Source organism: Pseudoalteromonas sp. Z1A2 (genome assembly GCF_011378755.1).
In the GTDB taxonomy this organism is placed as follows: domain Bacteria; phylum Pseudomonadota; class Gammaproteobacteria; order Enterobacterales; family Alteromonadaceae; genus Pseudoalteromonas; species Pseudoalteromonas distincta.
In genome coordinates this window covers 151,585-178,376 of record NZ_WTKX01000001.1, presented here as the reverse complement: position 1 = coordinate 178,376, position 26,792 = coordinate 151,585, and the positions used below count along the sequence as shown (strand labels likewise).

Genomic DNA, 26,792 nt, shown 5'->3' with positions numbered 1-26,792 from the left:
AATTTGTTATAGTTGACTTTGTCATCTATTTAACGCTTAAGGCATGCCCAAATATGAGTACACCCGTATCAGCAAACCCAGTAATGGTTGAGCCTAAAAAAACACCTGTAATTTATAAAATACTGGTTATGGTAAGTATTATTACCTTAATTGGCGGTACTCTAACTGGCATTATGACTTATGTGAATGTGGGTGTTACAGAGCATTTTTATGCAGATTGGTTTACCTCATTTATAAGTGCAGTATTGGTTATGGCGCCTGTTGGTTTTGTAATGATGACCTTAATGCATAAGCTAGTTAATAAGTTATTGCCTAGTAGTAGCGAGCTAAAACGTAATTTAGTGATTAGTGTTTTTATGGCGCTGATCATGGAGTCGGTTATGGCGTTTGTTACCGCTACTAATAATATTGGCTATGCAGATATGCGTGTATTTGTAACTGGATGGGTTGAAGGGTTATTAGCCGCATTACCAATAGGTTTAACTATAATGCTGATAATGTCGGTTACGGTAAAACCTAAAATAGAACGCTTTTTAAAAAGCTAATAACAAAAAAGAGCCATTGGCTCTTTTTTGTTATTTAGTGTTTACCTGCTCTTTAAATTGCACGATTCAAAAAAGGTGCTGTTCGGCTTATTTTAGATTGGGCTACCTCTGGAGGTTTCCCTTGCGCTACAATTAAGCCGCCTTCTTCGCCAGCACCGGGTCCTACATCAATAACCCAGTCACTATTACGGGCTACTTGCATATCGTGTTCAACCATAATAACGGTGTTGCCAGCATCCACTAATTTATTTAACTGCGACATCAGCATTGATACATCCGATGGGTGCAGGCCTGTAGTTGGCTCATCAAGAACATAAAGTGTGTTACCGCGCTGCGCACGTTGAAGCTCTGTTGCTAATTTAATACGCTGCGCTTCACCGCCCGAAAGCTCAGTGGCAGGTTGCCCTAAACGTAAATACCCAAGACCTACTTGCATAAGTGCATCGAGTGATCGCAGTATTGCAGGCTCATTTTCAAAAAAGGTATATGCCGATTCAACCGTTAAATTTAGAATATCGCTGATGTTTTTATCACGATATGTAACCTCAAGTGTTTGCTCGTTATAACGTTTGCCATGACACACTTGGCAAGGTGAATAAACGCTAGGTAAAAACAGCAGCTCTATACTCACAAAGCCAACGCCTTCACAGTTTTTACAGCGACCTTTAGCAACATTAAACGAAAAGCGACCAGCATCGTAACGGCGCTCTTTCGCTTTTTGGGTAGAAGCAAATAGTTTACGCACATGATCAAATAAACCCGTATAGGTAGCTAAGTTTGAACGAGGGGTACGGCCAATCGCTTTTTGATTTACGGTAATCAGGCGGCTTATATTATTTATTCCTTCAATGATTTTTCCGCTGGTGTGTGTTTGCAGCTCTTGTTCGAGTAAGTCGGCTTCGTCGGTTGGCGCTTCCGTTATTATTTTTTGCCCAAGTGCTTCGTAAACAAGTTCTACTAACGCTTGGCTTACTAAACTTGATTTACCAGAGCCCGAAACACCAGTAACGGTTGTCATAACACCTAGTGGAAATTCTGCATTGAGTTTTTTAAGATTGTTACGCTCAATATCTGCCAATTTTAACCACGCTTTTGGCTGCCTTTGCTCCTTTTTTTGCGCGCTGTTTTGAGTTGACTCTTGACTGGCGTTTTTAGCAAAAAGGTGACGACCGGTGTGCGAATTTTTTATTTTTCTTAACCCTTCAACAGGGCCGCTGTAAATAATGTTGCCACCATGCACACCGGCATCAGGGCCTACATCAACAATCCAATCAGCATGTTCAACAACGCTAACATCGTGTTCAACAACAAATACAGAATTGCCAGCCGCTATTAGCTCATCAAGCGCTTTTAAAAGTGCTTGAGTGTCTGCAGGGTGTAAACCCGCTGAAGGTTCATCTAACACGTAAACTACCCCAAATAATTTAGAGCGAATTTGTGTGGCAAGTCGCAATCGTTGTAGCTCTCCGGGTGAGAGCGTTGGCGTTGTACGCTCAAGCGACAAGTACCCTAAACCAAGCATGGTTAGTGCTTCAATACGGGTAAGAATATCGCTGGCAATGCGCTGCGTAACAATGGCTTGCTCTGGATTTTTTGTATTTTTATTTACTTTGGTGTTGGCGGCATTACTTAATTTTTTAGCAAGTTCGTTTAATGTAAGTTGAGATAGCTCGCCAATATCAAGCCCTGCAAATTTAACACTTAGCGACGCTTGTTTTAATTTTTTACCTTGGCAGGTAGGGCACTGCGATATTTGCATAAACTGCGATACGCGCTTTTTTGTACGCGGGCTTTGGGTAGTAGCAAAAGACTGTAAAACAAAGCGTTTAGCGCTTGAAAAAGTTCCCATGTAGCTTGGATCTTCATTATTTTTTATCGCATTATGTGTTTGCTCATAGGTGTAATCTGGGTATACCGGCACAGTAGGTGTTTCGTCGGTAAATAAAATCCAATCGCGTGCTTTTTTAGAAAGTTTGTTCCAAGGTGTGTCTATGTCATAACCAAGCGAGGTAAGTATACGGCTTAGGTTTTTACCTTGCCATGCTGGTGGCCACGCGGCTATAGCGCGCTGGCGAATAGTTTTTGTATCATCTGGCACAAGTAGCTTTTCGGTTACTTCAAACACTCGGCCTATTCCTGAGCATTCTGGGCAGGCACCTTGTGGCGTATTCGGCGAAAACGCATCGGCGTAAAGTATGCCTTGCCCTTTGGGGTATTCGCCTGCGCGTGAGTAAAGCATGCGTAGCGCGTTAGAAATAGTTGTTATGCTGCCAACTGATGAGCGAACCGACGGTGCGCCGCGTTGCTGCTGCAAAGCAACGGCAGGCGGTAGCCCTTCAATAGAATCAACATCGGGCTCATCAACTTGATCTATCAACCTTCGGGCGTACGGCGATACTGAATCAAGGTAACGGTGCTGCGACTCAGCAAACAGCGTTCCAAACGCAAGCGACGACTTTCCAGAGCCCGATATTCCTGTAAAAACAACCAATGCGTTACGAGGTAAATCAACGTCTACATTTTTTAAGTTGTGAACGCGCGCCCCTCTTACTTGAATGCTGTTACTGGGATCAGATAAATCCGTTGTTGAGTTTTTATGTGTGCTTGCCATACGTTTATACTCCTGTTTAATCGCGCTTTTTACTTTAAGTTAGCTTTGAATTATTTACTCTTATCACTCGTTATTACCTCAAAGTAGCGCAAGCACACTGAATGAGCGCTTAGTCTGTAGTGGCGAAGCCAAAGCGCTGGATAAAATTGTGATGATTGTTTGTTTACATAATAGGTATGGAATGCGAATATAATTTAAACAGTTATTGTTATGTAATTTATTAGGTAATTTACTAGGTATTTTACTAGGTAATAAAAAGGAACTCACAGTGAAGAAAGCCTTAGTGATCATTTTATTGGTGCTTTCGTGGGCAAGCCAAGCCGACTCTATCAAAGCGCTAAATGTTGACCGTGCAGTACCAAATAGCATGCACTTATCGTTTGCAAACGATAGCAACATAACCCCTAAAAAAGGGGATTTTAAAATCGTTAATTATGTATTAATGAGCAATGAAGAGGGCGAACGCTGGGCTGTTATAACGCTAACTAACTTATCGTCGGGCAATCGAGAATTAGGCGAGGAGCACTTACTTGCACTTTTTGCTGACGGCAGCCGATTTATGCCAATGGAATTTAAACTCGGTTTTAAAGGCAACGAAACACAATCGGTAACTGTATCGTTTGCCGATTATAAATTCCCTATTTTAAGTGTGTATTCGAGTAACGACCAGTAGCATATTGGATAAGTTAAATATGCAGCAATTGCTTTAACTTATCTGCGCCGGCTCTGCTGGTGCTTAGTTCAGATTTAATATCGTCATTTACAATCACCATAAGTTTGCCATTAAACCAGCGCTGTATTTCTTTAATGTGGTCAATATTAACCAAATAACTGCGGTGGATTCGTACAAAGTTATGTGCTGCTAAAGCATGCTCAAGCTGATCAAGTGTATCGCTTAAATGATGAAATGTATCGCCATTCCACGCCAAACTATTGCCCTGCTCCGATTTAATAAATTTAATATTACTAGGGGAGAGTAAAAATATCCGCTCACCGTTTTTACTAATGAGCTTATTTATAGTGTTTTTGGTTAATGTAAACGTTTGCTCGTTGGGTTCGTGATTGACTAGGGTATGTGCACGTTGTTGCTCTAGTTGCTGCTGCGCTTTGGCGAGAGCTTTTTTTAGCCTAGCAATAGGAAAAGGTTTGAGTAAGTAGTCAGTTGAGGCGTGCTCAAAAGCTTCAATAGCAAATTGGTCATACGCGGTTGTGTAAATAATAATGGGCTGGTAGTTAAGTAAATCAATAAGCTCAAGGCCGTTAATTTCAGGCATTTGAATATCAAGTAATACCACATCAGGGGTCAACTCATTGATTAATGTAATAGCCTCTTTGCCATTTGTAGCCATAGCCACCAATTCAACATGCTCCATTAAACTTAATTGATGGCTTAATTTTTCGCGAGCGGGAAGCTCGTCATCGGCAAATAATACGCGCATTTTAGTAATAGTATGTTGCTGGTTTTTGCTGTTCATAGTGCTAGCTCCAACGTAACCACTGCACCATTATTATTGCTCAGTAGTACCTTACTTTTACCAAGTTGTTTGACGCGCTTGAGTATGTTTTTCATCCCTACACCATTGCCATGCCCGTGCTTTATTACATCGCTCGAAAAACCCTTACCATTATCGCTAATTTGTATTTTAACGCCGTTTGGAAGCTCACTCAGGGTTATATTAAGTATTAGAGAAGTTTGGTTGGCGTTGTGTTTAATGGCGTTTTCAATAATTGGCTGAATCAGTAGCGGTGGTAGCGATATGTCTTTAAGCCTATTGGGAATATGGTAATTAACCTGAAGTTTATCGCCAAAGCGTGCTTTTTCAATATTTAAGTATTTTTCTATTATTGTAAGCTCTTGCTGTAAAGGTATTTGCTGTTGCTCGGCGGTATCAAGGGAGTACCTTAAAATATCAGCAAGTTCATGCAGTACTTCATCGGCTAAATCAGGGTTTGTATGAATATAGGCCGAAATTGTATTTAAGCTATTAAACATAAAGTGAGGGTTTAGTTGATATCGTAATGTAGCAAGTTGAGCTTGTTTAAGTGCGTGTTTTTCGGCTGTTGCGCGTTTTTTATTTTCAATAAAAATACTGGTAAAGTAAATACACGATCCCCAAAGTAAGCCGTTAAATACAACAAATACTCCCATCGATTTATGCCCATCAAAAAGCTGTGTGAGTAATATATCGGTAAGCACATTACCAAGTGCCATAAATACAACTGCAATTAACCATTCAAATGCTATTTTGTTAATGTGTTTATTGCGAAGGTAAAAAATAACCGCTGCCGCACTCCAAACAGGAAGCCAGTAAAAAGTAACGAACCACACAGTTGCAGCGAGTGCACTACCAGTAGTAAAGGATGCGGAGTTCGCGATTATTAGCCCAAGGGCATAAGCAATATCTACAATAAGTAGAGTAAAAAAGCTGTATTTATAAAATGGATGTTTGAGCATAGTATGTGCTTCTTTTTGTAAGTGATTAAACCATAACAAAAAACAGTCAAAACCCAAATGATTTTGTGTTTTGACTGCTACTCATTTAAAAGTAAGTTAGCTCTTTGATTTGTAGTGTGTTTTTTAATGACTCATTGCTTGCGCCTGGCATTTTACGCCACATTAAGTTAACCCCAGTTAATTCTGTTGCCGACCACGTAACTGGGCTACCAAAACCAAATTGTTTAAGTGTAGTGAAGGGAATATCAAGCGTGGTCCATTCATCGCGCGGCTTTAAAAGTACACTAAAGTGATCCCAATCCTTTACATCACTATGATAAACAGACAAAGCAAAAGGCGTGGTAGACCCTTTATACGTTAAGCGCACACCTTTAAATGCTGAAGCATCAGCCGGTGATGTAAATTTTATATCAGCGCCTGCCCACGCGCCAAAGCTTGTTGGCTTTGTAATGGTTGTATCTATAGTTAAGCTATTTTTATGCGTGGTAAGCGTTGCCACAGACTGACCACCCATTACCGAGTCGCTTAAGGCTTGCCATGGTGTATCACCGGTAAAATCATCAATAACATGCTGCGCTTGGCTGCTTTTAATTACTTCATTACAAGTGGGGCCTTGTGGCTTTATGGCTTTGTTTTGAGCAATAAGCGCTGGGCGGTCTACTTGTATACCTGCTTTATAAACCTCTGAGATTGTGTGAATATGGTTTATATCATCAAGTGGGTTTTGCTTAAGCAGTATAAAGCTTGCCTCAAAGCCTTTAGCAAGCTTACCAATACTATCTGCTTTATTGATCGCTTGTGCGCCGTTAACCGTTGCCGCATTAATTATTTCACCATTAGTTAGGCCCGCTTTTTTAAGTGCATCTAACTCGTTATGTAACCCTGTTCCATGGATTGTGTATGGGTTTCCGGCATCAGAGCCGGTGCCTATAGTGATATTAGCTTTATGTAACTTTTGAATATTTGCATAAGCGGTTTTACGTTCACTCCATGCGTGTTCTTTCCATTTTGAAGGCGCAGGCACATTTTCAAACAAGCACTCTTGAAGCTTTTCGGGAATGGTTTTTAGTAACTCGTTTTGTGAGCTAATAGTATGGTTATGCTTTTCATCGCTATGGTTGTGGTACACCGCAAGGGTAGGAATGTAGGTTACATTATGCTGTTTCATTAGCGTAATAAACTCATCATCTATCGCTTCGCTATTAATACCGTGGGCTAAAGCCGTTGCACCGGCCTTAATAGCGCGTTTGCCATCATCTAGTGTAGAAACATGCACAAAATACGGTAAATTAGCCGCTTTAGAGCGCTTACCAAGATCGCTTAATTGGCTATCAGTCAACGATTTACCCATACCGCCAAAGGTTTCAATAACCGCTTTAGTTACATGGGGTTGGGTGCTTATATGTTTTTTCCATAGCGCTGCTATGTCTTCATTTTTGGCAATTTCGTAAGCGTTGCCACCAAACTGCGTGCCATGCCCGCCAGGGTTGGTAAACAATGTACCTGCATAAAAAAGGTTAGGGGTTAGTTGGGCTTCTTCTAATTGAGCGGCTTCGTTTAGGGTTTGCTCAAACGAAAACAAATCAACAATGTTAGTTACGCCTAAATACAAATTAGAATTAAAGTGCGATTTAACCGGCAAATACTGAAACTCAGTAAAGTTACTGCCTGATGAACCCAAATGTACATGTAAATCAATTAAACCTGGTATTGCATATTGGTTGTTGGCATCAATAGTTTTATCGGCGTTTTGTAGTGGGTCGGTCGCTTTAGCAACGTTTACAATTTTACCATCGTCAATATAAAGCGAACTCGGCGCAGAAAAGCTTTGCGAATTACTTTGGTATACACGAATGTTGTCGACTCGCAGGTCAATGGCATGCGCACTAAAGTGGCTTGTTAAACTCAGTGCTATAACTGTTTTTGTAATAATGTTCATGACTATATTCCTTATCAAAATAGGTATTTGGCGTTTTGTTGATAAGGAATTTAGCGAGTTTTTTAACTTGCTTCATTAATGTTTATCTGAATTGACATTTTTTGCCGTTGAACCGACACTAAAGTAAATAAACGTAGTGGTGCGCTCAGATTAACTGAACTAAATATTATGAATTAGCGATAGATCCCTTCGGCGGGTATGCCTATTTTAAGACAGGGTTTTAAAATTTAATCTTGTTTGAATGACTTTTAAAGGCGGCTAGGAGCGATTAACAGCCGCTCAAGCATCTTGTAACTGGAATCCATTTTTCTCTATAGCTGACGTTCGAACCTGCTTTACTAAAGCTAACTATTAGCCGAAAGCTGACATTAGTTTTTGTAAAAGAATAAACAGATTATTGGTAATTCAAACCAATATATACTGCATGTTTGAGGGGCTAGTGTAAGCTCGTTGCTGCCTTTGAACTTCCATCACTTGATGTTCATTTGAGCCTAAAGCAGTCAGTAATGAATTCGGTTTCAAGATCGCTTTGTGAGTATATAAGACGCTAGCATTTAATTTTCACACAGATTTCTAATGAATTAATCATGTCAAATTACTGAAAATTATCAATAATAATGTAAATTAACAACTTAAATCGAGCAACCGTTAGCCAACAAAATTGACCCATTCCTAACATTCTTTTTTTGAGGTGGTTTAACTATGGATGCCCTAGTTATGATATAGGTGATTTTAGCAATTAAACACTAAACTCTTCCCTAAACGAGTGACAAAATTGGATCAAACGGGCACCTTTAAAGCTTTTGGGCTGGAAGACCTGTCTGATGGGGAAATTTTGCCATAGATTGACAGCTTAGTTATATTTAGGATGTCTGATTTGGTTCGACTCTCAAAATGAAAAACTAACTTGCTAGCACCAAATAAAATGTTTAAATTTAGCTGTTTAGCCTAATTGCAACCGCTGGTTGACAAATTAACAACTTGACTTGCTGGTCTGCAACTACCTGACTTTCTATGCTTACCGCTCAACAACAAATGAAGGAATGAACTTTATGATTTTAGCAGAAAAGATTGTCAGATTAAGAAAACAAGTTGGTTGGTCGCAGGAAGAATTGGCTGAAAAGATGAATGTTTCTAGGCAGTCAGTGTCTAAGTGGGAAAGCACTAATAGCATACCTGATTTAAATAGGATAATTATATTGGCGGAGCTTTTTGACGTGTCTACTGACTTTCTACTAAGAGATGAGAATGAAGCTTTTGATTCTCATGATGAAAATAAAAAGCCTGATATCATTCAAATTAGTTTAGAACAAGCAGCAAAATATATTGAAAATAAGATGGAAGTGTCAGCCTTAATCACTAAAGGAGTTATACTTTGTTTATGCTCAGTAGTACCTTTGTTTTTCTTCTTGGCAATGGCTGAAACCAATCGATTGAACCTGACAGGCAATATCGCAGCAGCGATAGGAGTTGTGTGTATTGTAGTTATAGTCTCTATGGGAATAAATTTTTTTCTCAGAGCCAACCAATATGAAAGCGATATAGCGGTAATAGATAATGAAGCATTTGAATTAGCCTATGGTGTACATGGTGTTTTCAATGAAAAATTAACAAAGTTCAGACCTACCTATAATCGAAGATTATCGTTGGGTATATTTATGTTCATTATCAGTTTTGCACCTCTTATGTTTGCTAGTATGCTTTTCAGAGGCCCAAGTATAACTCTAATGATGCTAATTGTACTTATGCTCATCATAGCCGCTGGGATATACATTGTGTCTCCTGTTGCGGCTAAATACGAGGCTTATAACAATATTCTAAAAGATGGGCCTCTAGATACCGTAAAGAGTAGACGTGTAAAACGTGCTGAAAAACTCGCTGCATTCTACTGGCCTTTGCTAATCGCTATCTTTCTTGGTTGGAGCTTATGGACTATGGATTGGGGCGTAACTTGGATAATTTGGCCTGTAGGGGCTGTACTTTTCGCTGCACTGGTTGGATTAATGGAGTTGCTGGATAAAGAAGAGTGATGAACATGATATGCATCTTTATCAGCGATACAAAAACCTAATCTTAACCAGTAACTTTCTAATATGGCAGAGATTAGGGGGGATACAAATAAGTCATCTAAATATAAATACTTGAACAACCGCTATGCTGGCATTTACGATCATCAATCTAGACCTAAATTCAAATACTATAAATGGCACTTTAGCGAAGTTCGGCTGTGAGCGTGAGGCAGACTGTGAGAAATTATGATGTATGAAGTCAATACTCGTCTCCTTGGTTATTACATTTTATGAACGTTCGTTACGAGCGTTCATGTTTTTTACTTTATATAAATGAATTATACCCTATGGTAAGCTTTTAAAAGCATTGTCAATGCTCTTAAGCTACATAGATTTAATAGGTACTCTTAATTGCTTTTGAGGTTTGATGGTTTGCATTAATAGGCATAGTGATACCAAAGCCACACCTATCCAACCAATTATCTTAAACCTTTCACCAATAACGAAAACGGCTAAAAAAGTTGCAACTAATGGTTCTATTAAGGTAATTAATGTCGCTTTACTTGCATTTATATAATTCAAGCCAAAACCAAATAATAAGTATCCTAAAAACATTGGAATTACTGCCATATACAAAGATACCAATGCATTGGTTGCGCTTGAAAATAAGTTATCACCTGTAAACCATAATGAAGGGAGTAACAATAAAGCAGCACAACCAAACAGTCCTGACATTGACGATTTCGAATGAACTCCACTTTCAATTAAACTCCTTGCTGCCCATGAATAACCTGCATAGGTTAATCCAGCAATACACCCCAAAAGAATACCCAGGCTCTGTTGATTAATACTGTATGAAGGATCATTACTCTGATCTCTACCTAACGTTAATAAAGTAATACCTATAGCTCCAATAACAAAACTCAGTACCCATTCCAGTGATATATTTTTTTTACTAATTAGGCTTTCAAGGATTGCAGCAAAAAAAGGTGCCGTAGCAATTGAAACTACAGTGCCAATTGCAACACCTGATAAACGCATTGAAGTATAAAATGCTAATGGATAGATAGCGACAGAAGCGGCACCTAAAAGTAATACCTTAGGCTGTGAAATCATGAGCTTATAATCTATAAATAACGTTTTTCGTGCTGTAATAACAAGTAGCACTCCCCCTATTCCCATAGAGAATGCACCAATTGCAAACGAACTCACATCAGGGGAATAGCTTGCTGCGGTGCCTGTTGTTCCCCACAAAAAACTAGCAATAATGATAGCAATTACACCTTTAAAACTTCCGTGATGACTTTGCATAGTGATACCTGTTTTTTATTATTTCAATACAGAAATTGTATGCTAATGATGAAAGGAGTTTTTAACAATTAAGACGCTATCGTTGACAATAAAGACTAAGTTTACTTTTTGAATTTATTAGGTGGTAGGCCAAAGAATTGTGAAAACTTTCGGCTAAAGGCTGACGGCTCTTTGTAGCCTACTTTTTCACCAATGATTGATAGTGGATAATCTGTGTGTGTTAGTAAAGCTTGCGCTTTTTCCATACGAAGTTTGGTTACGTATTTCATCACAGTCATATTTGTTTGTTGCTTAAATAGTTTCTTAAACTGCGTTTCGCTTAGAAAAGCAGATTCAGCCAGGCGTTTAATGTGAAGTTGCTCTGCAATATTTTGCTCTATGAAGGATATTGCTGTACCAATACGGTTATCTACTTTTGGCAATAAAGGTTGCTCTGCAAGCAGTAAACTGAACATTTCAAACATCGCCTGTTCTAATTGAGCATTAACTTTATTTTCTAATTGGTTTTCGATAAAGGTTAAGTAACTTTTAAGGGATGAGTTAATTGCAAAAACAATACAGTGAGAAGATGAAATATTTAGGGGTAGGTTTTTCATGTCCACAACTACAAATCTAGCTTCAGTATCTGCAGTGAACAAGTGCTCTTCATTGGCTTTAACTACAACACATTCACTTGGCGCAACTTTACCATTGAAATCACCAACGCATATATTTATGACACCACGTAAAGGTAAAACCAATTGATTAAAGTGATGTGAGTGACGGGTTGGTTTTGTGCTATAAGAACGAATGGATAATAGATTTTTCATAATAACAGAAATGTATGGCCTTATTTCATCCTGATTTTGGTTATACATAGTAGAGCAATGGATGACAAAGTGAAGTGTTAGTTTTATTAGCTCTTTAACTTAAACCTCAATGACTGCAATGGTGTGTGAGTTCACATGGCTTAGCAGTCCCACTCAAAGGCCTTGAAAGGTAATATCTGCTGTTGGCATTCTCCGCCACTCCACAACATAAAATGTAGATAATAATTGGCAAGGTATTTTACTGTGTCGGATGGCGCTTCGCTTATCCGACCTACACGTACACAAAGCCTCTTATTTGGCGTCTCTCACCGGTAAAATAAAGCGTTTACTCAATACTAATACCTTGTTTTAAAAGGTACTCCACTGCTTTATCAGTATGGGGCTTAAATGCTTTCCAGCGCCCAATTGCTTTGTTGTTAAGTGGTTGGCGTACTTGCACTTTACTTGCAGTAGAGACCGGTGAGGTGTTTAAGTGAAAGTCTATACACTGTGCTTGCCACTCTAAATTACAAAAGCTAACTAGCTCTTTTATTTGCTGCTCGGGCTGGGCGACTAGTTCTTCGTATTTTACTAATTTTATATTGCTATGCAGGGCGCTAAAGTGCTGCATGAGTTTGTAAAAGCGGCTGTAAAATTTGGCAGTGTCGAGTAAATCGAGCGAGTACGCGTAGTAGGGGTTATTTATAGTAAATAACTGGCGATAGTTACCAATGCAGGTGTCCATTGGGTCGCGTAGCATGCAAATAATTTTAGCGTTTGGCAGGGCTTTGGTAATTAAGTCGATATAAAAAAAGTTAAACGGGAGTTTATCTATAAAGTGCTTATGGCTGCCTGTTATTACGCGTGTTGCGTTTAAATAGGTTGACCCAAGCTGATTAAAATCAAGCTCGTAGGCTTTACTGAGCGTTTGAGTGTCGAGCACGTGAGGTGTTTGTGTTTGGCTTAGCTTTTTAACGCTTAGGCCAAAGTCTTGTAATTCACCGGCTGATTGCACGTCGCTGTGGCTCGATAAAATACGCTCAACTAATGTGGTGCCAGAGCGGGGCATGCCTAATACAAAAATAGGTTCGGCCGTTGGGTTACCTTGTGTTAGCGCTTGTGTGTGTTGTTCACTTAAGAGTTTAATATGTTCAAACAACTCAGTTGAGCTTTTATGATCAAATGGCTGCACAGTACGTTTTGCTACTTTACCTTGCTCTAACGCGTTAAAAGCCTCTGAAAATTCACCAAGGTCTTGATACTCTTTTGCTAAAGCATGGCCTATATGCAGTTTTGCATCGGGGTGTGTTACTTGCTCAAATACATTTTTTAAGCGCTCAATATGGTTATTTTGCTTACTTACTTTAGTTAAATCACTTAATGCAAAATGACTTTGGTGGTGCAGCGGGTTAAGCGCTATGGCATTTTCAAAAGCGTGTTGGGCTTTATCAAATAGTCCTAAAAATTTAGCGCTTACGCCGTAGTTATAATAAAACGGTGGTTGAGCTTTGTTAGCTGCTGTAGCCAGTTTAATAGCGCACTCAAAGTAGTTAAGTGCGTGTTCGTGAATGCCTGCTTGAGTAAGTGCAACGCCGAGTGTGTCGGCATCAAGTGCTTTAGTTATTTGCTTTAATGGCACCGATAGTGCGGTATTTTTTGCTTTTTGTAATTCGCCAGTAAGTGCGTAACATTTAGCAAGTTGCGCGGTGTATTCAATACTTTGGCCAAGGGTAAGGGCTTTTTCGATGAGCTTTATTGCTTTGTGTATTTGCCCAACAGTTAAATTAACCATTGCCAGCAAAAAATACCCATCAGCAAAGTCTGGTTTGAGTGTCACTAACTCCACTAGGGCTTTGTGTGCTTGCTCTATTTTACCTTGGTTTAGGGAGTGTATTGCGCTTTGATGAAGTTGCTTTAAATTTGGCTGCATGGTTTTTGGTAATTATTTTGTAAAAGAAAATAAAAAGGCTCAAATAAATTTGAGCCTTAAAACAGTGTTTAAAAAGTGAGACTGTTTAAAAGTCGCTTAAATTATATTTCAAATTTGTAGTTAAATTTAACACCTACCGTTAGCGGGCGATTAATGTAATGGCCGTAGTTACGTTGTATATCGGCGCCATTAGCTGATGTTATATCGGCATCTGAACGACGAACTGACGTAACTGCGTATTTGTTGAATAGGTTATCAACATATAGGGTCGTTGACCATGCATCAGCTGTTAATTTAGCTGATATATTACTTAAGCTGTAACCTGGTAGTGTTTCGCCGTTATCACGAAGCCCAACTCTTGAAAGCACGTCGCTTTGCGCGGTTAAACCGTAGTTAATATCGAGTGTTTTGTCGTAAAATACGTCTGTTTGATAGTTTACACCCATCGAAAATTGGTTTTCAGGTGAACCAGGTAAACGGTCGCCGTCTTCTGCGCCACCGGTGCCATCGGCGTTAAACAAAAATGGTGCGTCTGATGTTAGCTCTGCTTTTGTGTAGGCATAAGTTGCATAAACTGAAAACGAGTCAGATAAAATCGCACGGGTTGAAATTTCAATCCCTTTTGCATTTGCGCTGCCTGCGTTTGAAAGGTACGTTAATTGACCTATATCTGTAGCGCCCGTAATTTGTGCATCATCCCAATCTACGTTAAATAACGCGGCGTTAAAGTGTAGTTGGCTTCTAAACCATGTACTTTTAAAGCCTAGCTCGTAGTTTGTTGTGGTGTCGGCTTCATATAATAATTCGTCAGGTTTACCACAACCTGTTTGTTGATCCTCAACAATTGGATCAGGACAAGACACTAAACCGTTTGAACCACCAATTCTAAAGCCTTCACTTACTGTTACATAACCCATTACTGAGTCAGTGAACTGGTATTTAGCATTAAATTTAAATAAGTTACCGTTATCGCCTGCTTCGTCTTTTTCGTATGCAACGGTGGTTACATCAGGATCTACTCCACCATATAATGTATTTGCTAGCGGGAAGTCAAAAGCCGCTTGCGACTCTATATCGTATTTGTAAAAACGGGCACCAATGGTCACATCTAATTTGTCGGTAACTTGGTAGCCAACTTCACCAAATAGTGCAGACTCAGTGACGGTACTTTTTGTAAGCTCTAAGTATTCTAATGAGTCAGGTCTTAGCTGCTCGCCACCAAAGTTATCGATAGCGAATTGGTCAAACCCAGGGGTAAACTCTCGGCTTGATGCTTCGGTTTCTGTTTTGTTGTAAAAGCCACCCACAATCCAGTTAAAGTCGCTGTCGCCTTGCGACACTAAGCGAATTTCTTGAGTAAAGGTATCTTCTTCGTCAATTTCACGGGTAAACGTTGAAAACGAAGGAAACTCTTCATAACCGTAATCAAGACGAATTAGTAAGTCTGTTTGATCGCGTTGACCGTCGGCATCAAAGCTTGAAATACCGGTTGCCGATACTAGCTCTGCAAAACCTAGGTCGGCTTTTAGTTCGAGGCTTAGTAATTGATCTTTTTTCTCGCGAGGTTCTTCAAAGCGATAAGCCGATTCGTATTTACCTATTACATCGCTTAAACCGTTATTTGCATTAAGGCTGTTGTAATGAACAATCGAGCGGCCTTCGCTGTCTTGGTTTTGGTAAAAGTAGTTAAGCGTACCTTCAAACGATTCATTTGGTTTAAAGCGTACGGAAATACGACCTGTTGTGGTGGTTTCGCCGTTGGCGTCTTTTACATTTTTAAGGTTGTTATTAACTGCTGAGCTATCGCTCCAATCTGGATCTGGCAACGATACGCTAGGTTCACGTACTACATAGCCGTAATCGATAAAACCCGGATCTTCATATACATTTAAGCTGGCGCGTACCGCTAATTTATCTTCGATAATAGGAAGGTTAAATATAAAACCGCCTTCGCCACCTAAAGAGTCACTTTCTTTTGTTTGAAACAGGTCGCCGTAAACTTCAAGCGATGTAAAATCAAGCTCAGGCTGTTTAAGCATGTAGCGAATTGCACCGCCTAATGTGCCTGCACCATAAAGGGTGCCTTGTGGCCCAATTAATACTTCAACACGCTCAATATCTACAAGGCGCATATCTACCGAAACCGGAATTTCGTTAATGTAAGTAGATACCGTGCCGCCATCTGATGATGGACCAGATGAATTGGTATTTAAACCACGAACAATAATAGGCGAGCCTGATCGACCACCTTGATCGGTAATTGTTAAACCAGGTACCCAGCGCGCTACATCGGCAAGCTCATTGATATTTTGATCTTTCATAATATCTGCATCAAGGGCTGTAATATTTAGCGGTGCATTTTGCACAGAGCCGCTGCGCCTTGTTGCTGTAACTTCGATTACTTCGAGTGATTTGTTTTTAGCTGCAACTTCTTCTTGAGCAAGTGCGGCATTAGGCAATAAAAATACGCTAGAAACAGCGCTCGAAATAGCCAAGGTTAACAAGCTTGGTTTAAACATAAAAAGTGATCCCCGGTTCAAATGTTTTACATTAGTAAATTAAGTTAAGCAGTTTATCAGGGAGTGAAGTAGCTTGGAATATTTAAATTGAATTTTAATTCACTTTTATAGAATAAATATATTTTGTTTGTGGGGGGGGGGTATTTAGTTAATAGGCAATATAAGCAATAGCTTAGTCCTATTAGGTACAGCCAGGTTAAAAATCGCACTCTTGTTTAAAGGTAAATAGTCATTCATTTTTTAAAAATGGCTTTATGATGTGCTCGTTAAACAAATTATTACATTAAAATTGATAGTTTATAATGTTATTAATTATGCTTTTATCAGCACTATTAAAGTATATTTTTATCCCCATTAAGAGTGTTAAGTCGGAATTATAAGTAACTGTGTAAGTTATTGAGTGAGCGTGCTTGATTGCCGCTTCGTATTCTTTTTTTTGTTTTGTCAGCACTTTTTTGTGCGTGTTTTCAAGGATTAACAATGAGCCAACTATTTTCGCCTTTATCACTTGGGCAAGTAACGTTAGATAACCGTATTATTATTGCACCCATGTGCCAGTATTCAGCAAACAATGGCGCTGCTAGCGATTGGCATACTATTCATTTGGGCCAATTGAGTTTAAGTGGTGCAGGATTACTTATTTTAGAAGCAACAGCAGTAAACCCAGAAGGGCGTATTAGCTATGGCGATTTAGGGCTTTGGAATAACGAAACCCAGCAAGCCCTAGACAAAAGCCTAAAAGCAGTAAGGCAATACAGCCCTATGCCTATTGGTATTCAGTTAGCGCATGCTGGGCGCAAAGCATCAACTGAAAAACCATGGGACGGTGGCGATGCCATTGCACCTGATGATGTTAATGGCTGGCAAACGCTCGCCCCTTCGGCAATTGCGTATGACGCTAACAGCCCAGTACCAAAAGCAATGAGCCAATCCGATATTGACTCACTAATTAAAGACTTTGTCAGTGCAGCTAAACGCGCTGATGAACTCGGCCTTGATTTAATCGAGCTACATGGTGCGCACGGTTACCTGTTACACCAGTTTTTGTCGCCACTTTCAAACAAGCGCGATGACAACTACGGTGGTAGCCTAGAAAACAGAATGCGCTTATTGCTTGAGGTATTTAAAGCAGTACGCGCGGTATTCCCAAGTGAAAAAGCAGTGGGTGTGCGTATCTCGGCAACCGATTGGGTTGAAGGCGGCTGGGATTTAGAGCAATCGATAGTGCTTAGTAAAGCGCTTGATGAACTCGGCTGTGATTTTATTCATGTAAGTACGGCGGGTTTAAGCCCTGAGCAACAAATACCAGTAAAACCTAATTTTCAGGTGCCATTTGCAACAGCGATAAAAAACGTTGTTAAAATGCCTGTAATAGCCGTTGGTTTAATCACTGAGGCGCAACAAGCCGAAGATATTATTAGTGAGCAGCAAGCCGATGGCGTAGCACTTGCGCGTGGTATTTTATATAACCCGCATTGGCCGTGGCATGTTGCTGCAGAGCTTGGTGCTACAGTGACTGCACCTAAACAGTATTTACGCTCAAGCCCACATGGGCAGCCATCCCCAATTAAGTAAAGTTTAGTTTTTTGTAAAAACCCAATCAGCGTTTGCTGGTTGGGTTTTATTATTTTTGTAAAGTAGGATACACATGACCCAAACAGGCGTTTCAGCGCAACCACTTAGCAATACACTCGTCACTATTATTGCTTTGTGCTGCGGCCTTATTGTTGCCAATATTTACTACGCTCAACCTATCATTGAGTTACTAGCACCAGAGGTGGGGTTAAGCTCGCATAGTGCCAGCCTTATCGTATCGCTTACACAAATAGGTTATGCCTTAGGTTTGTTTTTTTTAGTGCCTTTAGCTGACTTAATAGAAAACAAACGCTTAATGCTTATAACGCTCGCTGTGTCGTTTTTAAGTTTAGTGGGTACGGCATTGGCTGATTCACCTAATGTAATGCTTATTTTATGTTTGATGATAGGTATAAGCTCGGTGTCTGTTCAGGTTCTTATTCCGCTTGCTGCGCATTTATCGTCGGATGAAAAACGCGGACAGGTGCTTGGTAATATTATGGCAGGTTTGCTGTTAGGTATTTTGCTTGCAAGGCCAATATCGAGCTTAATAGCCGATCACTTTGGTTGGCGTGCTGTATTTTACTTTGCAGCAGGGTGTATGGTGTTTATTGCAGGCGTAATTTATTTTGCTATTCCAAGCAGGCAACCTACCCATAAAACAACGTATTTTAAGTTATTAAAATCGCTTAAACAGTTAATGATTAGCCAACCAGTGCTGCGCCAACGTTCACTTTTTCAAGCATTAATGTTTGCATCGTTCAGTTTATTTTGGACGAGCGTACCGGTTGTGCTTGCCCGTGAGTATGGTTTATCCCAATCAGAAATAGCATTGTTTGCACTAGTGGGCGCAGCAGGTGCTGTAGCAGCTCCCATTGTTGGGCGTTTGGCTGATAAGGGCTATACGCATCAGTTATCGTTACTGGCCAAACTCATTGCAGCACTGTGCTTTTTACCAAGCTTATTTGAGTTACCTTACGGCATTATAGTATTGGCATTAACCGGTGTGTTTATTGATTTTTCTGTGCAGGCCAATATGGTATTGGGTCAACGTGCAGTGTACGCACTAGAGCCACAAAGCCGTGCGCGTTTAAACGCTATTTACATGACGAGTATATTTGTAGGTGGCGCAGTAGGCTCGCTTATTGCCAGCCCATTATATGAAGCGTGCGGGTGGACAGGTATTGCTCTGGTCGCGACGGGCATGCCGCTTATTTCGTTGATTGGCTATTTGGTTACAACTAAAAAGCAAAGTAAGGCTGTGAGTTAAAAAATTACTGGATACAACACAATAAAGTCACCATGTTGCGTGGTGACTTTATTTAGATTATTTAGGTTATTTGGTAGTTAACTAAGTAGTCTGTTTTTTTGCGTTTGAAAACGAGCTACCAACAGAGGCAATAATTACCAGTAATATTGCCAGCCACTGCCAAATAGACAATAGTTCGCCTAATATGAGTAATCCGGCTAATGCTGCAATTGCGGGCTCTAAACTCATCATAATACTAAAGCCTTGCGACGACATATTACGCAAAGTGATCATTTCTAGGGTATACGGCAGGGCGCTTGAGAGTACTGCAATAGCAATACCTAATGGAATAATATCCCAACTGAATGAAGAGGCTTGCAAAATTCCGCCATAGGGCACAAGTACAATGGCCGAAATAGTCATACCCATAGCCACAGTTGCACCACCAGAGCCTTGATTACCGGTTTTTTTACCAAAAAGAATATAACCTGCCCAACATGCACCAGCGGCAAGCGCCAATATAACGCCAACCGGATCTAGGCTTTCTTGGCCTTTCATATCAGGCAGTAGTAATAAAATACCCGCAATAGCACAGCCTACCCAAAATAGATCACGCTTACGGCGCGATGAAAATAATGCAACTGCTAATGGGCCGGTAAATTCAAGTGCAACGCCGATACCCAGTGGAATACGCTCTATGGCGTAATAAAACAAAATGTTCATACCGCCGAGGCTCAGGCCGTAAATTAAAATAGGAAATCGTTGGCCTGCGGCAGGTAAGTGTTTCCACGGTTTAAAAATCAGGCATAAAATAGTGGCAGAAAAACCTAAACGGAGTGCAGTAGTCCCTTCAGGGCCTACAATAGGGAAGAGTTGCTTGGCAAGCGAGGCACCAGATTGGATAGTTACCATAGCGAGCAATATACAAAAAACAGCGAGTAAGAGTTCTTTCGTAGATGAATGCATTATTTTCCTTGAGTTGAGTAACTCTATCAATTAGTTATGTAATGCAGGGAGTATAAAAGCTAAACCCCCCCGATATTAATGGCGGCATAGTATCTTTTTTTAAATTTATAGGTAAGTGTTTGCGACCAAAAATAACGCAATAAAAAGTATATTAAATAGGGAAGGTAAATAAAGTAAGAGGTAAAGTTAGCAAACAGGCGCTTGCTAACTTTAATCAATTGGTTAAAAGGCCCTAATGGGCACTTTTATTAACTAAGCCATCAAGAGAGTAAAGACCTCGTTTTTCATTATTTTTGCGTTTAATTTCTTCAAGTGCGCGCGACTCTACGGCATCAAATAAAGCATTAATTAAGCGATTAAAATGTTTGTGCATTGCGCTGCGAGCTGCATTTGCATCATGAGACTTTAGGGCTGTATAAATAGCGGTGTGTTCATCCATAACGCATTCGTTATTGTTTTTACATACACTACTATAGTCAGCAACAATTTGTGGGTTTGTTAAACGTAAATCCCACAAGTTAGATACTGCAAATTCAAGTGCTTTATTGCGTGTTGCTCGCGAGATTATTTCATGGAACTCACGGTCAGCTTGCTCAACATAAAGGCCTTTTTCCATGGCGATTAATGTTTTATTTAGTTGCTCTAGTTCTTCTTCTGTAATGCTTTGAGCAGCTAAAGCGGCAATTTCGCCTTCAATTAATGCACGCGCTTGAGTAAGTTCAAATGCACTGATCTCTTTTGATTTTATAGATGCATTTTTTTGTTCTACTACGTAAACACCAGAGCCAGTTTTAACTTCAACTCGGCCACGTACTTCTAATGCGATAATAGCTTCTCTAATGGTAGGGCGACTTACATCAAACATTTCTGCAAGTTCACGTTCAGGTGGTAAACGACTCCCAGCAGAAAATTCGCCTTGATTTATTAAAGACTCAATTTTATCAACTATGCGCCAAAATAAGCGACGATTACCCATACTTTACCTTCATTACCTTAAGGAATAATGGCCTCTGGGGCCTATAAGTCAAAACCAACTGTTAATATCAGAGGTTACCTTAAAATTCACTATTATGTCAAAATTCTAACGCGATGTTAGGGTTAAAAACCACTATACACCAACGGTTGCATTCTTGTATCACCAATTTAGTTTAAAATAATGTAATTGGCCAGCTTGATTGGTAATGTTTTTATGTGTTAGGTTAAATTTAAGGTTATTGAGTAATAAATATTGGTAATAAACCGAGTTGGGTTGTCAGTGTTAAGTTTGTTGTAGAAGTATTTGATTGCCCATGGATGGGGATCGCTATTTTAAAGTGTTTTGTAAAATGTGTCGTTGTACGAGAGCTATTTAAGCTTTCTTCTGGGCGTTAGCTGTCGTTGGTTAACGCCCATATTTTATTTAATTAGTCGTTAGGGTACACAACCCAAGCTGTTTGCGCGCTTCATCAAGAACGCTCATTACGTTACTGGCTAAAATGTGCGTATTAACAGGTGACTCAAGGATATTTTGCTTCACTAATGACATGAAATGCTCAACTTCGTATTTCATAAAGTGCTCATCAAACGGCTGGGATATAATCTCTACATCACCATTATTAGCAATAAATTCCACTTTTTTAAGTTGCGATACGGCTTCTATACGTATGCGCCCAAGCTCGCCTTGTATTTCGGTTATGTTGTCGCCTTGCGATATTTTGGAGTAACTAATAACGGCTTGTTTATCTGCATAGTTTAGTAATACATCGCCCGCACCATCTACACCAGTATCGAGCAATACGCCACTGGCACTCACGCTTTTTGGTGCCCCCCAAAGTGCAATTAATAAATACAGCGGGTAAATCCCTAAATCAACTAAAGCACCATTTGCAAACTCGGGTAAAAATGTGTTTGGGCGTTCTCCATTTTTATACTTATCGTAACGCGATGAGTATTGACTGTACTGGCCAATATATTTACGTGGTGTGCCAATTTTTACCATTGCCTGTTGTAGCTGTTCATAGTTAGGCAAGTGAGTGGTCATCATGGCTTCCATGTAAAGGCGCTGATGCTTTTTTGCTGTAGCTATAATGCTTGCAAGCTCTTTAGAATTGGCAGCTGATGGTTTTTCGCCAAGGACATGTTTACCCGCTTCTAGACACATAACGGCATATTGTTTGTGTAAGCTATTAGGGGCGGCTATGTAGACAGCATCGACATTTTGATCTTGGCAAACTTGCTCGATTGAGGTGAAAATTTTTGCTTGTGCATTTTGTGGGTGTTTGGCTAAAAATGCTTCGCCGCTAGATACTGCGCGCGAGCACACCCCATATAAATTAAAATCGTTTAACGTATTTGCAGCGGCTAACAATGTGTCGCTAATAAAATTGGTGCCAACAATAACAAAGTTCATGCTCACTCCTTAGAAAATATAAGAGCGATAATTGTATCATTTTAAATTTTGGCGTGTTTGTTTTAAAGGTTAAGTTTTTAATGTGTTTAGGCTTTAATTAACGTCGTTTTTTAGCTGAGGGTTTATGCAATATAAATAGCGATTAATGAGCTGGTTTTATGTATTGTGGTGTAAATAAAAAGTAAACGGCAAGTTGTATGAGCACAGAGTATGATTACATCATAATTGGTGCAGGCAGTGGCGGCTGTGTTATGGCATCGCGTTTGTCTGAGGATAAAAATGTAAATGTTTGTTTAATTGAAGCTGGCGGCAGCGATAAAAGTGCATTTGTGCAAATGCCAGCTGGCATAGCAGCGAGTGTGCCTTATGGCATAAATAGCTGGCATTACAATACGGTGCCACAAAAAGCGCTTAATAACCGCTGTGGTTTTGTGCCGCGCGGCAAAGTATTGGGTGGGTCAAGCTCTACCAATGCAATGGTTTATATTCGCGGTAACAAATACGATTACAATAATTGGGCACAGCTTGGTAATGAAGGCTGGGATTTTGAGAGTTTACTCCCGTACTTTATTAAAGCTGAGAACAATAAAGCGTTTATAAATAATGAGCTGCACGGAACAAAAGGCCCGCTACATGTACAAGAGCTAAGTAATCCAAGCAATGTAAACCAATATTTTCTAAATGCCTGTGCTGAGCAGAGCGTTAATTTAAGCGACGATATAAATGGCAAAGAGCAAAGCGGCGCGCGTTTATCGCAGGTAACTCAGCACAATGGCGAGCGTTGTAGTGCAGCAAAAGCATATTTAACACCGCATTTAAACCGCCCGAATTTAACGGTATTAACCCATAGCCACGTTAATAAAATAAATATAGCTAATAAGATAACGCAAGGCGTGCAAATAGGGCGTAATAAGGAGGTTATTAATTTACGTGCTAAACAAGAGGTAATACTTAGTGCTGGCGCTATTAATTCGCCGCAAATATTAATGCTTTCGGGTATTGGCCCAAAAGAGCAGTTAAGTGCACATAACATTAAGGTTCAGCACGTACTTGAAGGTGTTGGCGCTAATTTACAAGATCACTTAACGGTAGTGCCACTTTATAAATCAAAAACAAGTAAAGGCACATTTGGTATAAGCCCGCTTGGCATTGCCAGCATTTTAAAAGGATGCGTTAACTGGTTTAGTAAACGAGAAGGGCGATTAACCAGTAATTTTGCAGAGTCGCACGCGTTTATTAAATTATTTGAAGGCTCGCCAGCGCCCGATGTGCAGCTAGAATTTGTAATTGGGCTGGTGGACGATCATAGTCGTAAATTACACACTGGGCATGGTTACAGTATACACAGCAGTATTATGCGCCCCAAAAGCCGAGGTACTATTACATTAGCCGATAACAACCCGCGTAGTGCACCGCTTATAGACCCTAATTATTTAAGCCACCCAGATGATTTAACTGTAATGCTTGCAGGCCTTAAAAAAACACTCGCTATTATGCAAAGCAACGCTTTTGATAACATACGCGGTAAAATGCTCTACCCGCTTGATATAAATAATGATGAGCAGCTAATTGAGTTTATACGCCAAACTGCAGATACCGAGTATCACCCAGTAGGGACATGTAAAATGGGGCAAGACTCAATGGCAGTGGTAGATACTAATTTACGAGTACACGGGGTGAGTAACTTACGCGTAGTTGATGCGTCGATTATGCCTACTATTATTACCGGCAACACAAATGCGCCGGTAATTGCGATTGCTGAAAAAGCGGCTGATTTAATTAAACACGAAAACGTATAATTGAATTAACAATAGCAGGGCTATTAATTAGCGATAAAACTCATTTAGCCATTGTTGCCAATCGCTTTCAAGATGTAGCATTTGCTGATGCTTTTTAGCGTTTAGATGCTTGGCTTCGTCCTCGCTTGCCACATAAGGCCCAACGCGGCATAGGGGGCAATGGTTAGATGTTAAGTATGCAGGCTTTGTAAGGCGTGAGCTTAATTCGCTAGTATGTTTATCGAGACTTTTTGGGCTGAAAACGTAAGTTATGCCGCTTGTGTCTTTAACGTGTTTATCGCGGTCAACATTACGAATTTTATAACCTTCAAAATGGCTAATATCAAATGGGATTTGGCCTAAATAATCTGCGGTTAAACCGTTATTTAAACTCCCTTCTATATTCCACTCACGATAAGGTTTTACATCCTTTGAGGTGATGTAACAAAGCATTGGCCCATTTTTATCAAGCGCGTATTCGTTAGCGTATTTAATAAATTGGTGCAGTAAAGCGCGGTTTAATACGTTCATACTGGTTTGGCGCGTGTTGTTTTCAAATGCTTCACGGCCAACAAATGCAGGTATAAGCGGAAACTGAAAAATAACCACATCAAAGCTGTGCTGGTTTTCACTTAGAGCTTGCCAACATGCAGGGTTTGTTACATCAAAACTATTAAGTACCTCAACGTTATGCGCTTTTAAGTTGCTAAGTGCATTGTGCTGGTACTTTTGCTCAATAGTAGTTTGGTCATCGTAAGTGGATGCAACCAAAACTTTTGGCGATAGATGGGTGTAAATAGCGTTCGAAAACGATAAATCGCCATCGCCTACGGTGAGTATTCGCCATTGAGGATTTAAATACATATTTTATTTAGTGTTTATGTGTGTAGCAGTATTATTTATATTGCTATTTGTTTGTGAGTCTTTTGCTAGTAAACGATGAAACGCAAGTCTGGTTTTTAATCCTTCGATTGCGATTTGTTTAATAATAAGATTAAAGGTAATTAAAATAGCAAAGGCAATATGAATAGGGCCGTGAGTGAACCCTGCATCTGTATCGTACAGTGTTAAACCGAATAGCAAAAATAAGACGACTAATAATATTTCGAGTAATTGACTTGAATAAAAGCTTAAACGACCTTCGCTTTTATGATCTTTTTTAATGCGAATAGCACAAAAAAATGGGATCACTTTGATTTTAAATGCAGCGTTTTTTTCTACGTAGTTTTCGCCAAGTTCGTCGAGTTGTTGGCGTAGTTGGTCAATCATGGTGTGTCCTCAAATAGCAGTGCGCGGATATTACCTTATTACCACGCAATATTTAAGTTTACAGCTGCTATTTAGGGTAAATACTCATACCAATAGTCAGAATGTGACAAACAAACACAACAGAGGTAAGTACAAAGCGCATTTTTTGATAATCTTTATGATAGGTTTGCCATTGTGGCGTGGCTTTTTCAAATATAAGTACTAACCAAAAACTAGCACCTAGCCAAGCCAGTGCCCACTCTACAGGTAAAAATGATACAAATGGAACTGGGATAACAGGTAATACCGCTTTAATTGCATTGCTATAGCTTTGCTCTCCGGCGCGCCATAAGTTACCCGCCATAAATGCTAAAATGGCGATACTGTAAAAAGTAAAAAACTCTAAGTTAAGGCTATTACTGCCAAACATGAGTGGCCAACCTACACACCCTAAAAACGGGATTAAGCCTAGATAACCTAGCTGTATATGGTTAACAAATTTTTCCATTACGGTGCGCCTTATATTTAATGACTTATTTGAAGCGGGGCTATTGTAGCAGTATTGCGATTAGCGGTCTTAATAATTCGCCAGCGTTTACAATTCAACTGATGTTTACAATAACAATGATTATATAGTTCAACCCAAAAAACCGATTGTTTTAATCTAAACAATCAATTTTATTTAATTTCCTATTGGCCTTATTGTACTACTCAAGCCAACGCAGAAGGTCGTTCAAAACGAAAGCGTTGATTACTTTTAAAATACATAAACACAGATGAGGAAATACCATGAGCACTTCATTAATTAATACAAAATTACAACCATTCAATGCAACCGCTTACCACAACGGTGACTTTGTAGAATTGTCTGAAAAAGATGTTCTAGGTAAATGGTCAATCTTCTTCTTTTACCCAGCAGACTTTACATTTGTATGTCCTACCGAATTAGGTGACCTTGCAGATTACTATGCACAACTTCAAGAAATGGGCGTAGAAGTTTACTCAGTATCTACCGACACTCATTTTACTCATAAAGCATGGCACGACACGTCAGACACTATCGGTAAAATTACTTACCCAATGATTGGCGACCCAACAGGGCGTATTACACGTAGCTTTGGTGTAATGATTGAAGAAGAAGGTTTAGCACTTCGCGGTACATTTGTAATGAACCCAGAAGGCGAAATTAAAGTAATCGAAACTCACGATTTAGGAATTGGCCGAAGCGCTAAAGAACTAGTTCGTAAAGTACAAGCTGCACAATACATTGCAACTCACGATGGTGAAGTTTGCCCTGCATCTTGGCAGCCAGGTGAAGACACACTTGCACCTTCACTAGACCTAGTCGGTAAAATCTAAGTATAGATTTATTCCTACTATAAGGGCAGGTAACTGCCCTTAAATCAACGAACATCCGTTTGTTGGTGCCTCCTATATCAATATACTTGTTTAAGCACATGCATTATTTGGCATGGGAGGC

21 protein-coding genes are annotated in these 26,792 nt (G+C 39.8%); 7 read left to right on the top strand and 14 right to left on the bottom strand.

Annotation, left to right across the window (positions count from 1 at the left end; all coding sequences use genetic code 11):
* Positions 1-53: 53 nt before the first annotated feature.
* Positions 54-545 (top strand): DUF2798 domain-containing protein, encoded by a 492-nt coding sequence (locus GQR47_RS00745; RefSeq protein ID WP_024595058.1) that lies wholly within the window; start codon positions 54-56, stop codon positions 543-545.
* 52 nt (positions 546-597) lie between these two features.
* On the opposite strand, the gene uvrA is transcribed toward GQR47_RS00745, so the two are convergent.
* The gene (gene uvrA / locus GQR47_RS00740; protein ID WP_206015919.1) at positions 598-3,156 is read right to left on the bottom strand and encodes an excinuclease ABC subunit UvrA; all 2,559 of its coding nucleotides are present in this window, start codon (positions 3,154-3,156) and stop codon (positions 598-600) included.
* Positions 3,157-3,424: 268 nt separating this feature from the next.
* Between uvrA and GQR47_RS00735 the strand changes: the two genes are divergently transcribed.
* Complete coding sequence (locus GQR47_RS00735; protein ID WP_024597346.1) at positions 3,425-3,829, top strand: hypothetical protein; 405 nt, start codon at positions 3,425-3,427, stop codon at positions 3,827-3,829.
* Positions 3,830-3,842: 13 nt separating this feature from the next.
* Here the strand turns inward: GQR47_RS00735 and GQR47_RS00730 are convergent, their stop codons facing one another.
* Genes GQR47_RS00730 through GQR47_RS00720 form a run of 3 tightly spaced genes read right to left on the bottom strand, consistent with a single transcriptional unit; the run spans position 3,843 to position 7,550 of the window.
* Positions 3,843-4,631 (bottom strand): LytTR family DNA-binding domain-containing protein, encoded by a 789-nt coding sequence (locus GQR47_RS00730; protein ID WP_024597345.1) that lies wholly within the window; start codon positions 4,629-4,631, stop codon positions 3,843-3,845.
* The gene (locus GQR47_RS00725) at positions 4,628-5,668 is read right to left on the bottom strand and encodes a histidine kinase (protein WP_024597344.1); all 1,041 of its coding nucleotides are present in this window, start codon (positions 5,666-5,668) and stop codon (positions 4,628-4,630) included. Before GQR47_RS00725 ends, GQR47_RS00730 begins: the two co-directional genes overlap by 4 nt.
* A gap of 28 nt (positions 5,669-5,696) precedes the next feature.
* The gene (locus GQR47_RS00720; RefSeq protein WP_024597343.1) at positions 5,697-7,550 is read right to left on the bottom strand and encodes a CIA30 family protein; all 1,854 of its coding nucleotides are present in this window, start codon (positions 7,548-7,550) and stop codon (positions 5,697-5,699) included.
* A 1,052-nt stretch (positions 7,551-8,602) separates the two neighbouring features.
* Here GQR47_RS00720 and GQR47_RS00715 point away from each other — a divergent pair.
* A complete protein-coding gene (locus tag GQR47_RS00715; protein ID WP_024597342.1) occupies positions 8,603-9,580 on the top strand; it encodes a helix-turn-helix transcriptional regulator in 978 nt (325 codons plus the stop codon).
* A 363-nt stretch (positions 9,581-9,943) separates the two neighbouring features.
* Here GQR47_RS00715 and GQR47_RS00710 read toward each other — a convergent pair whose 3' ends face one another.
* The 4 genes from GQR47_RS00710 to GQR47_RS00695 form a co-directional block, all read right to left on the bottom strand.
* On the bottom strand, positions 9,944-10,870 hold the full coding sequence (locus tag GQR47_RS00710; protein ID WP_024597341.1) for an EamA family transporter: 927 nt from the start codon (positions 10,868-10,870) through the stop codon (positions 9,944-9,946).
* A gap of 101 nt (positions 10,871-10,971) precedes the next feature.
* On the bottom strand, positions 10,972-11,679 hold the full coding sequence (locus GQR47_RS00705; RefSeq protein ID WP_024597340.1) for an AraC family transcriptional regulator: 708 nt from the start codon (positions 11,677-11,679) through the stop codon (positions 10,972-10,974).
* Positions 11,680-12,004: 325 nt separating this feature from the next.
* Positions 12,005-13,588 (bottom strand): sulfotransferase, encoded by a 1,584-nt coding sequence (locus tag GQR47_RS00700; protein WP_024597339.1) that lies wholly within the window; start codon positions 13,586-13,588, stop codon positions 12,005-12,007.
* 101 nt (positions 13,589-13,689) lie between these two features.
* Positions 13,690-16,107 carry a TonB-dependent receptor gene (locus GQR47_RS00695; protein ID WP_024597338.1) on the bottom strand — a complete coding sequence of 806 codons (2,418 nt, stop codon included), beginning with the start codon at positions 16,105-16,107 and terminating at the stop codon, positions 13,690-13,692.
* 480 nt (positions 16,108-16,587) lie between these two features.
* On the opposite strand from GQR47_RS00695, the gene GQR47_RS00690 reads away from it, so the two are divergent.
* Both GQR47_RS00690 and GQR47_RS00685 read left to right on the top strand, forming a co-directional pair.
* Positions 16,588-17,682: an NADH:flavin oxidoreductase/NADH oxidase gene (locus GQR47_RS00690; protein ID WP_165723381.1), complete on the top strand. Its 1,095-nt coding sequence runs from the start codon at positions 16,588-16,590 to the stop codon at positions 17,680-17,682.
* Between the two features lie 73 nt (positions 17,683-17,755).
* Positions 17,756-18,952 (top strand): MFS transporter, encoded by a 1,197-nt coding sequence (locus GQR47_RS00685; protein ID WP_024597373.1) that lies wholly within the window; start codon positions 17,756-17,758, stop codon positions 18,950-18,952.
* Between the two features lie 81 nt (positions 18,953-19,033).
* Here the strand turns inward: GQR47_RS00685 and GQR47_RS00680 are convergent, their stop codons facing one another.
* The 3 genes from GQR47_RS00680 to GQR47_RS00670 all read right to left on the bottom strand — a co-directional run bounded on the left by GQR47_RS00680 (position 19,034) and on the right by GQR47_RS00670 (position 22,286).
* Positions 19,034-19,897 (bottom strand): DMT family transporter, encoded by an 864-nt coding sequence (locus GQR47_RS00680; protein WP_165723380.1) that lies wholly within the window; start codon positions 19,895-19,897, stop codon positions 19,034-19,036.
* Positions 19,898-20,129: 232 nt separating this feature from the next.
* Complete coding sequence (locus tag GQR47_RS00675) at positions 20,130-20,873, bottom strand: FadR/GntR family transcriptional regulator (protein WP_024597372.1); 744 nt, start codon at positions 20,871-20,873, stop codon at positions 20,130-20,132.
* A 423-nt stretch (positions 20,874-21,296) separates the two neighbouring features.
* Positions 21,297-22,286: a Gfo/Idh/MocA family oxidoreductase gene (locus GQR47_RS00670; RefSeq protein WP_024597371.1), complete on the bottom strand. Its 990-nt coding sequence runs from the start codon at positions 22,284-22,286 to the stop codon at positions 21,297-21,299.
* Positions 22,287-22,483: 197 nt separating this feature from the next.
* Between GQR47_RS00670 and GQR47_RS00665 the strand changes: the two genes are divergently transcribed.
* Complete coding sequence (locus GQR47_RS00665; protein WP_165723379.1) at positions 22,484-24,085, top strand: GMC family oxidoreductase N-terminal domain-containing protein; 1,602 nt, start codon at positions 22,484-22,486, stop codon at positions 24,083-24,085.
* A gap of 27 nt (positions 24,086-24,112) precedes the next feature.
* Here GQR47_RS00665 and GQR47_RS00660 read toward each other — a convergent pair whose 3' ends face one another.
* The 3 genes from GQR47_RS00660 to GQR47_RS00650 form a co-directional block, all read right to left on the bottom strand.
* A complete protein-coding gene (locus tag GQR47_RS00660) occupies positions 24,113-24,928 on the bottom strand; it encodes a class I SAM-dependent methyltransferase (RefSeq protein ID WP_165723378.1) in 816 nt (271 codons plus the stop codon).
* Between the two features lie 3 nt (positions 24,929-24,931).
* A complete protein-coding gene (locus tag GQR47_RS00655) occupies positions 24,932-25,333 on the bottom strand; it encodes a hypothetical protein (RefSeq protein ID WP_165723377.1) in 402 nt (133 codons plus the stop codon).
* A gap of 67 nt (positions 25,334-25,400) precedes the next feature.
* Positions 25,401-25,820, bottom strand: coding sequence for a DUF3429 domain-containing protein (locus GQR47_RS00650; protein ID WP_149593146.1), 420 nt, complete (start codon positions 25,818-25,820; stop codon positions 25,401-25,403).
* A gap of 281 nt (positions 25,821-26,101) precedes the next feature.
* Between GQR47_RS00650 and ahpC the strand changes: the two genes are divergently transcribed.
* Positions 26,102-26,671: an alkyl hydroperoxide reductase subunit C gene (gene ahpC / locus GQR47_RS00645; protein WP_002960601.1), complete on the top strand. Its 570-nt coding sequence runs from the start codon at positions 26,102-26,104 to the stop codon at positions 26,669-26,671.
* The last annotated feature ends 121 nt before the right edge of the window (positions 26,672-26,792 follow it).

What these genes read in the sequence shown, in the direction of transcription:
- GQR47_RS00745 (WP_024595058.1), top strand. Translation starts at nt 54, where the DNA reads ATGAGTACACCCGTATCAGCAAACCCAGTAATGGTTGAGCCTAAAAAA.
- uvrA (WP_206015919.1), bottom strand. Translation starts at nt 3,156, where the DNA reads ATGGCAAGCACACATAAAAACTCAACAACGGATTTATCTGATCCCAGT.
- GQR47_RS00730 (WP_024597345.1), bottom strand. Translation starts at nt 4,631, where the DNA reads ATGAACAGCAAAAACCAGCAACATACTATTACTAAAATGCGCGTATTA.
- GQR47_RS00720 (WP_024597343.1), bottom strand. Translation starts at nt 7,550, where the DNA reads ATGAACATTATTACAAAAACAGTTATAGCACTGAGTTTAACAAGCCAC.
- GQR47_RS00715 (WP_024597342.1), top strand. Translation starts at nt 8,603, where the DNA reads ATGATTTTAGCAGAAAAGATTGTCAGATTAAGAAAACAAGTTGGTTGG.
- GQR47_RS00710 (WP_024597341.1), bottom strand. Translation starts at nt 10,870, where the DNA reads ATGCAAAGTCATCACGGAAGTTTTAAAGGTGTAATTGCTATCATTATT.
- GQR47_RS00705 (WP_024597340.1), bottom strand. Translation starts at nt 11,679, where the DNA reads ATGAAAAATCTATTATCCATTCGTTCTTATAGCACAAAACCAACCCGT.
- GQR47_RS00700 (WP_024597339.1), bottom strand. Translation starts at nt 13,588, where the DNA reads ATGCAGCCAAATTTAAAGCAACTTCATCAAAGCGCAATACACTCCCTA.
- GQR47_RS00695 (WP_024597338.1), bottom strand. Translation starts at nt 16,107, where the DNA reads ATGTTTAAACCAAGCTTGTTAACCTTGGCTATTTCGAGCGCTGTTTCT.
- GQR47_RS00690 (WP_165723381.1), top strand. Translation starts at nt 16,588, where the DNA reads ATGAGCCAACTATTTTCGCCTTTATCACTTGGGCAAGTAACGTTAGAT.
- GQR47_RS00685 (WP_024597373.1), top strand. Translation starts at nt 17,756, where the DNA reads ATGACCCAAACAGGCGTTTCAGCGCAACCACTTAGCAATACACTCGTC.
- GQR47_RS00680 (WP_165723380.1), bottom strand. Translation starts at nt 19,897, where the DNA reads ATGCATTCATCTACGAAAGAACTCTTACTCGCTGTTTTTTGTATATTG.
- GQR47_RS00675 (WP_024597372.1), bottom strand. Translation starts at nt 20,873, where the DNA reads ATGGGTAATCGTCGCTTATTTTGGCGCATAGTTGATAAAATTGAGTCT.
- GQR47_RS00670 (WP_024597371.1), bottom strand. Translation starts at nt 22,286, where the DNA reads ATGAACTTTGTTATTGTTGGCACCAATTTTATTAGCGACACATTGTTA.
- GQR47_RS00665 (WP_165723379.1), top strand. Translation starts at nt 22,484, where the DNA reads ATGAGCACAGAGTATGATTACATCATAATTGGTGCAGGCAGTGGCGGC.
- GQR47_RS00660 (WP_165723378.1), bottom strand. Translation starts at nt 24,928, where the DNA reads ATGTATTTAAATCCTCAATGGCGAATACTCACCGTAGGCGATGGCGAT.
- GQR47_RS00655 (WP_165723377.1), bottom strand. Translation starts at nt 25,333, where the DNA reads ATGATTGACCAACTACGCCAACAACTCGACGAACTTGGCGAAAACTAC.
- GQR47_RS00650 (WP_149593146.1), bottom strand. Translation starts at nt 25,820, where the DNA reads ATGGAAAAATTTGTTAACCATATACAGCTAGGTTATCTAGGCTTAATC.
- ahpC (WP_002960601.1), top strand. Translation starts at nt 26,102, where the DNA reads ATGAGCACTTCATTAATTAATACAAAATTACAACCATTCAATGCAACC.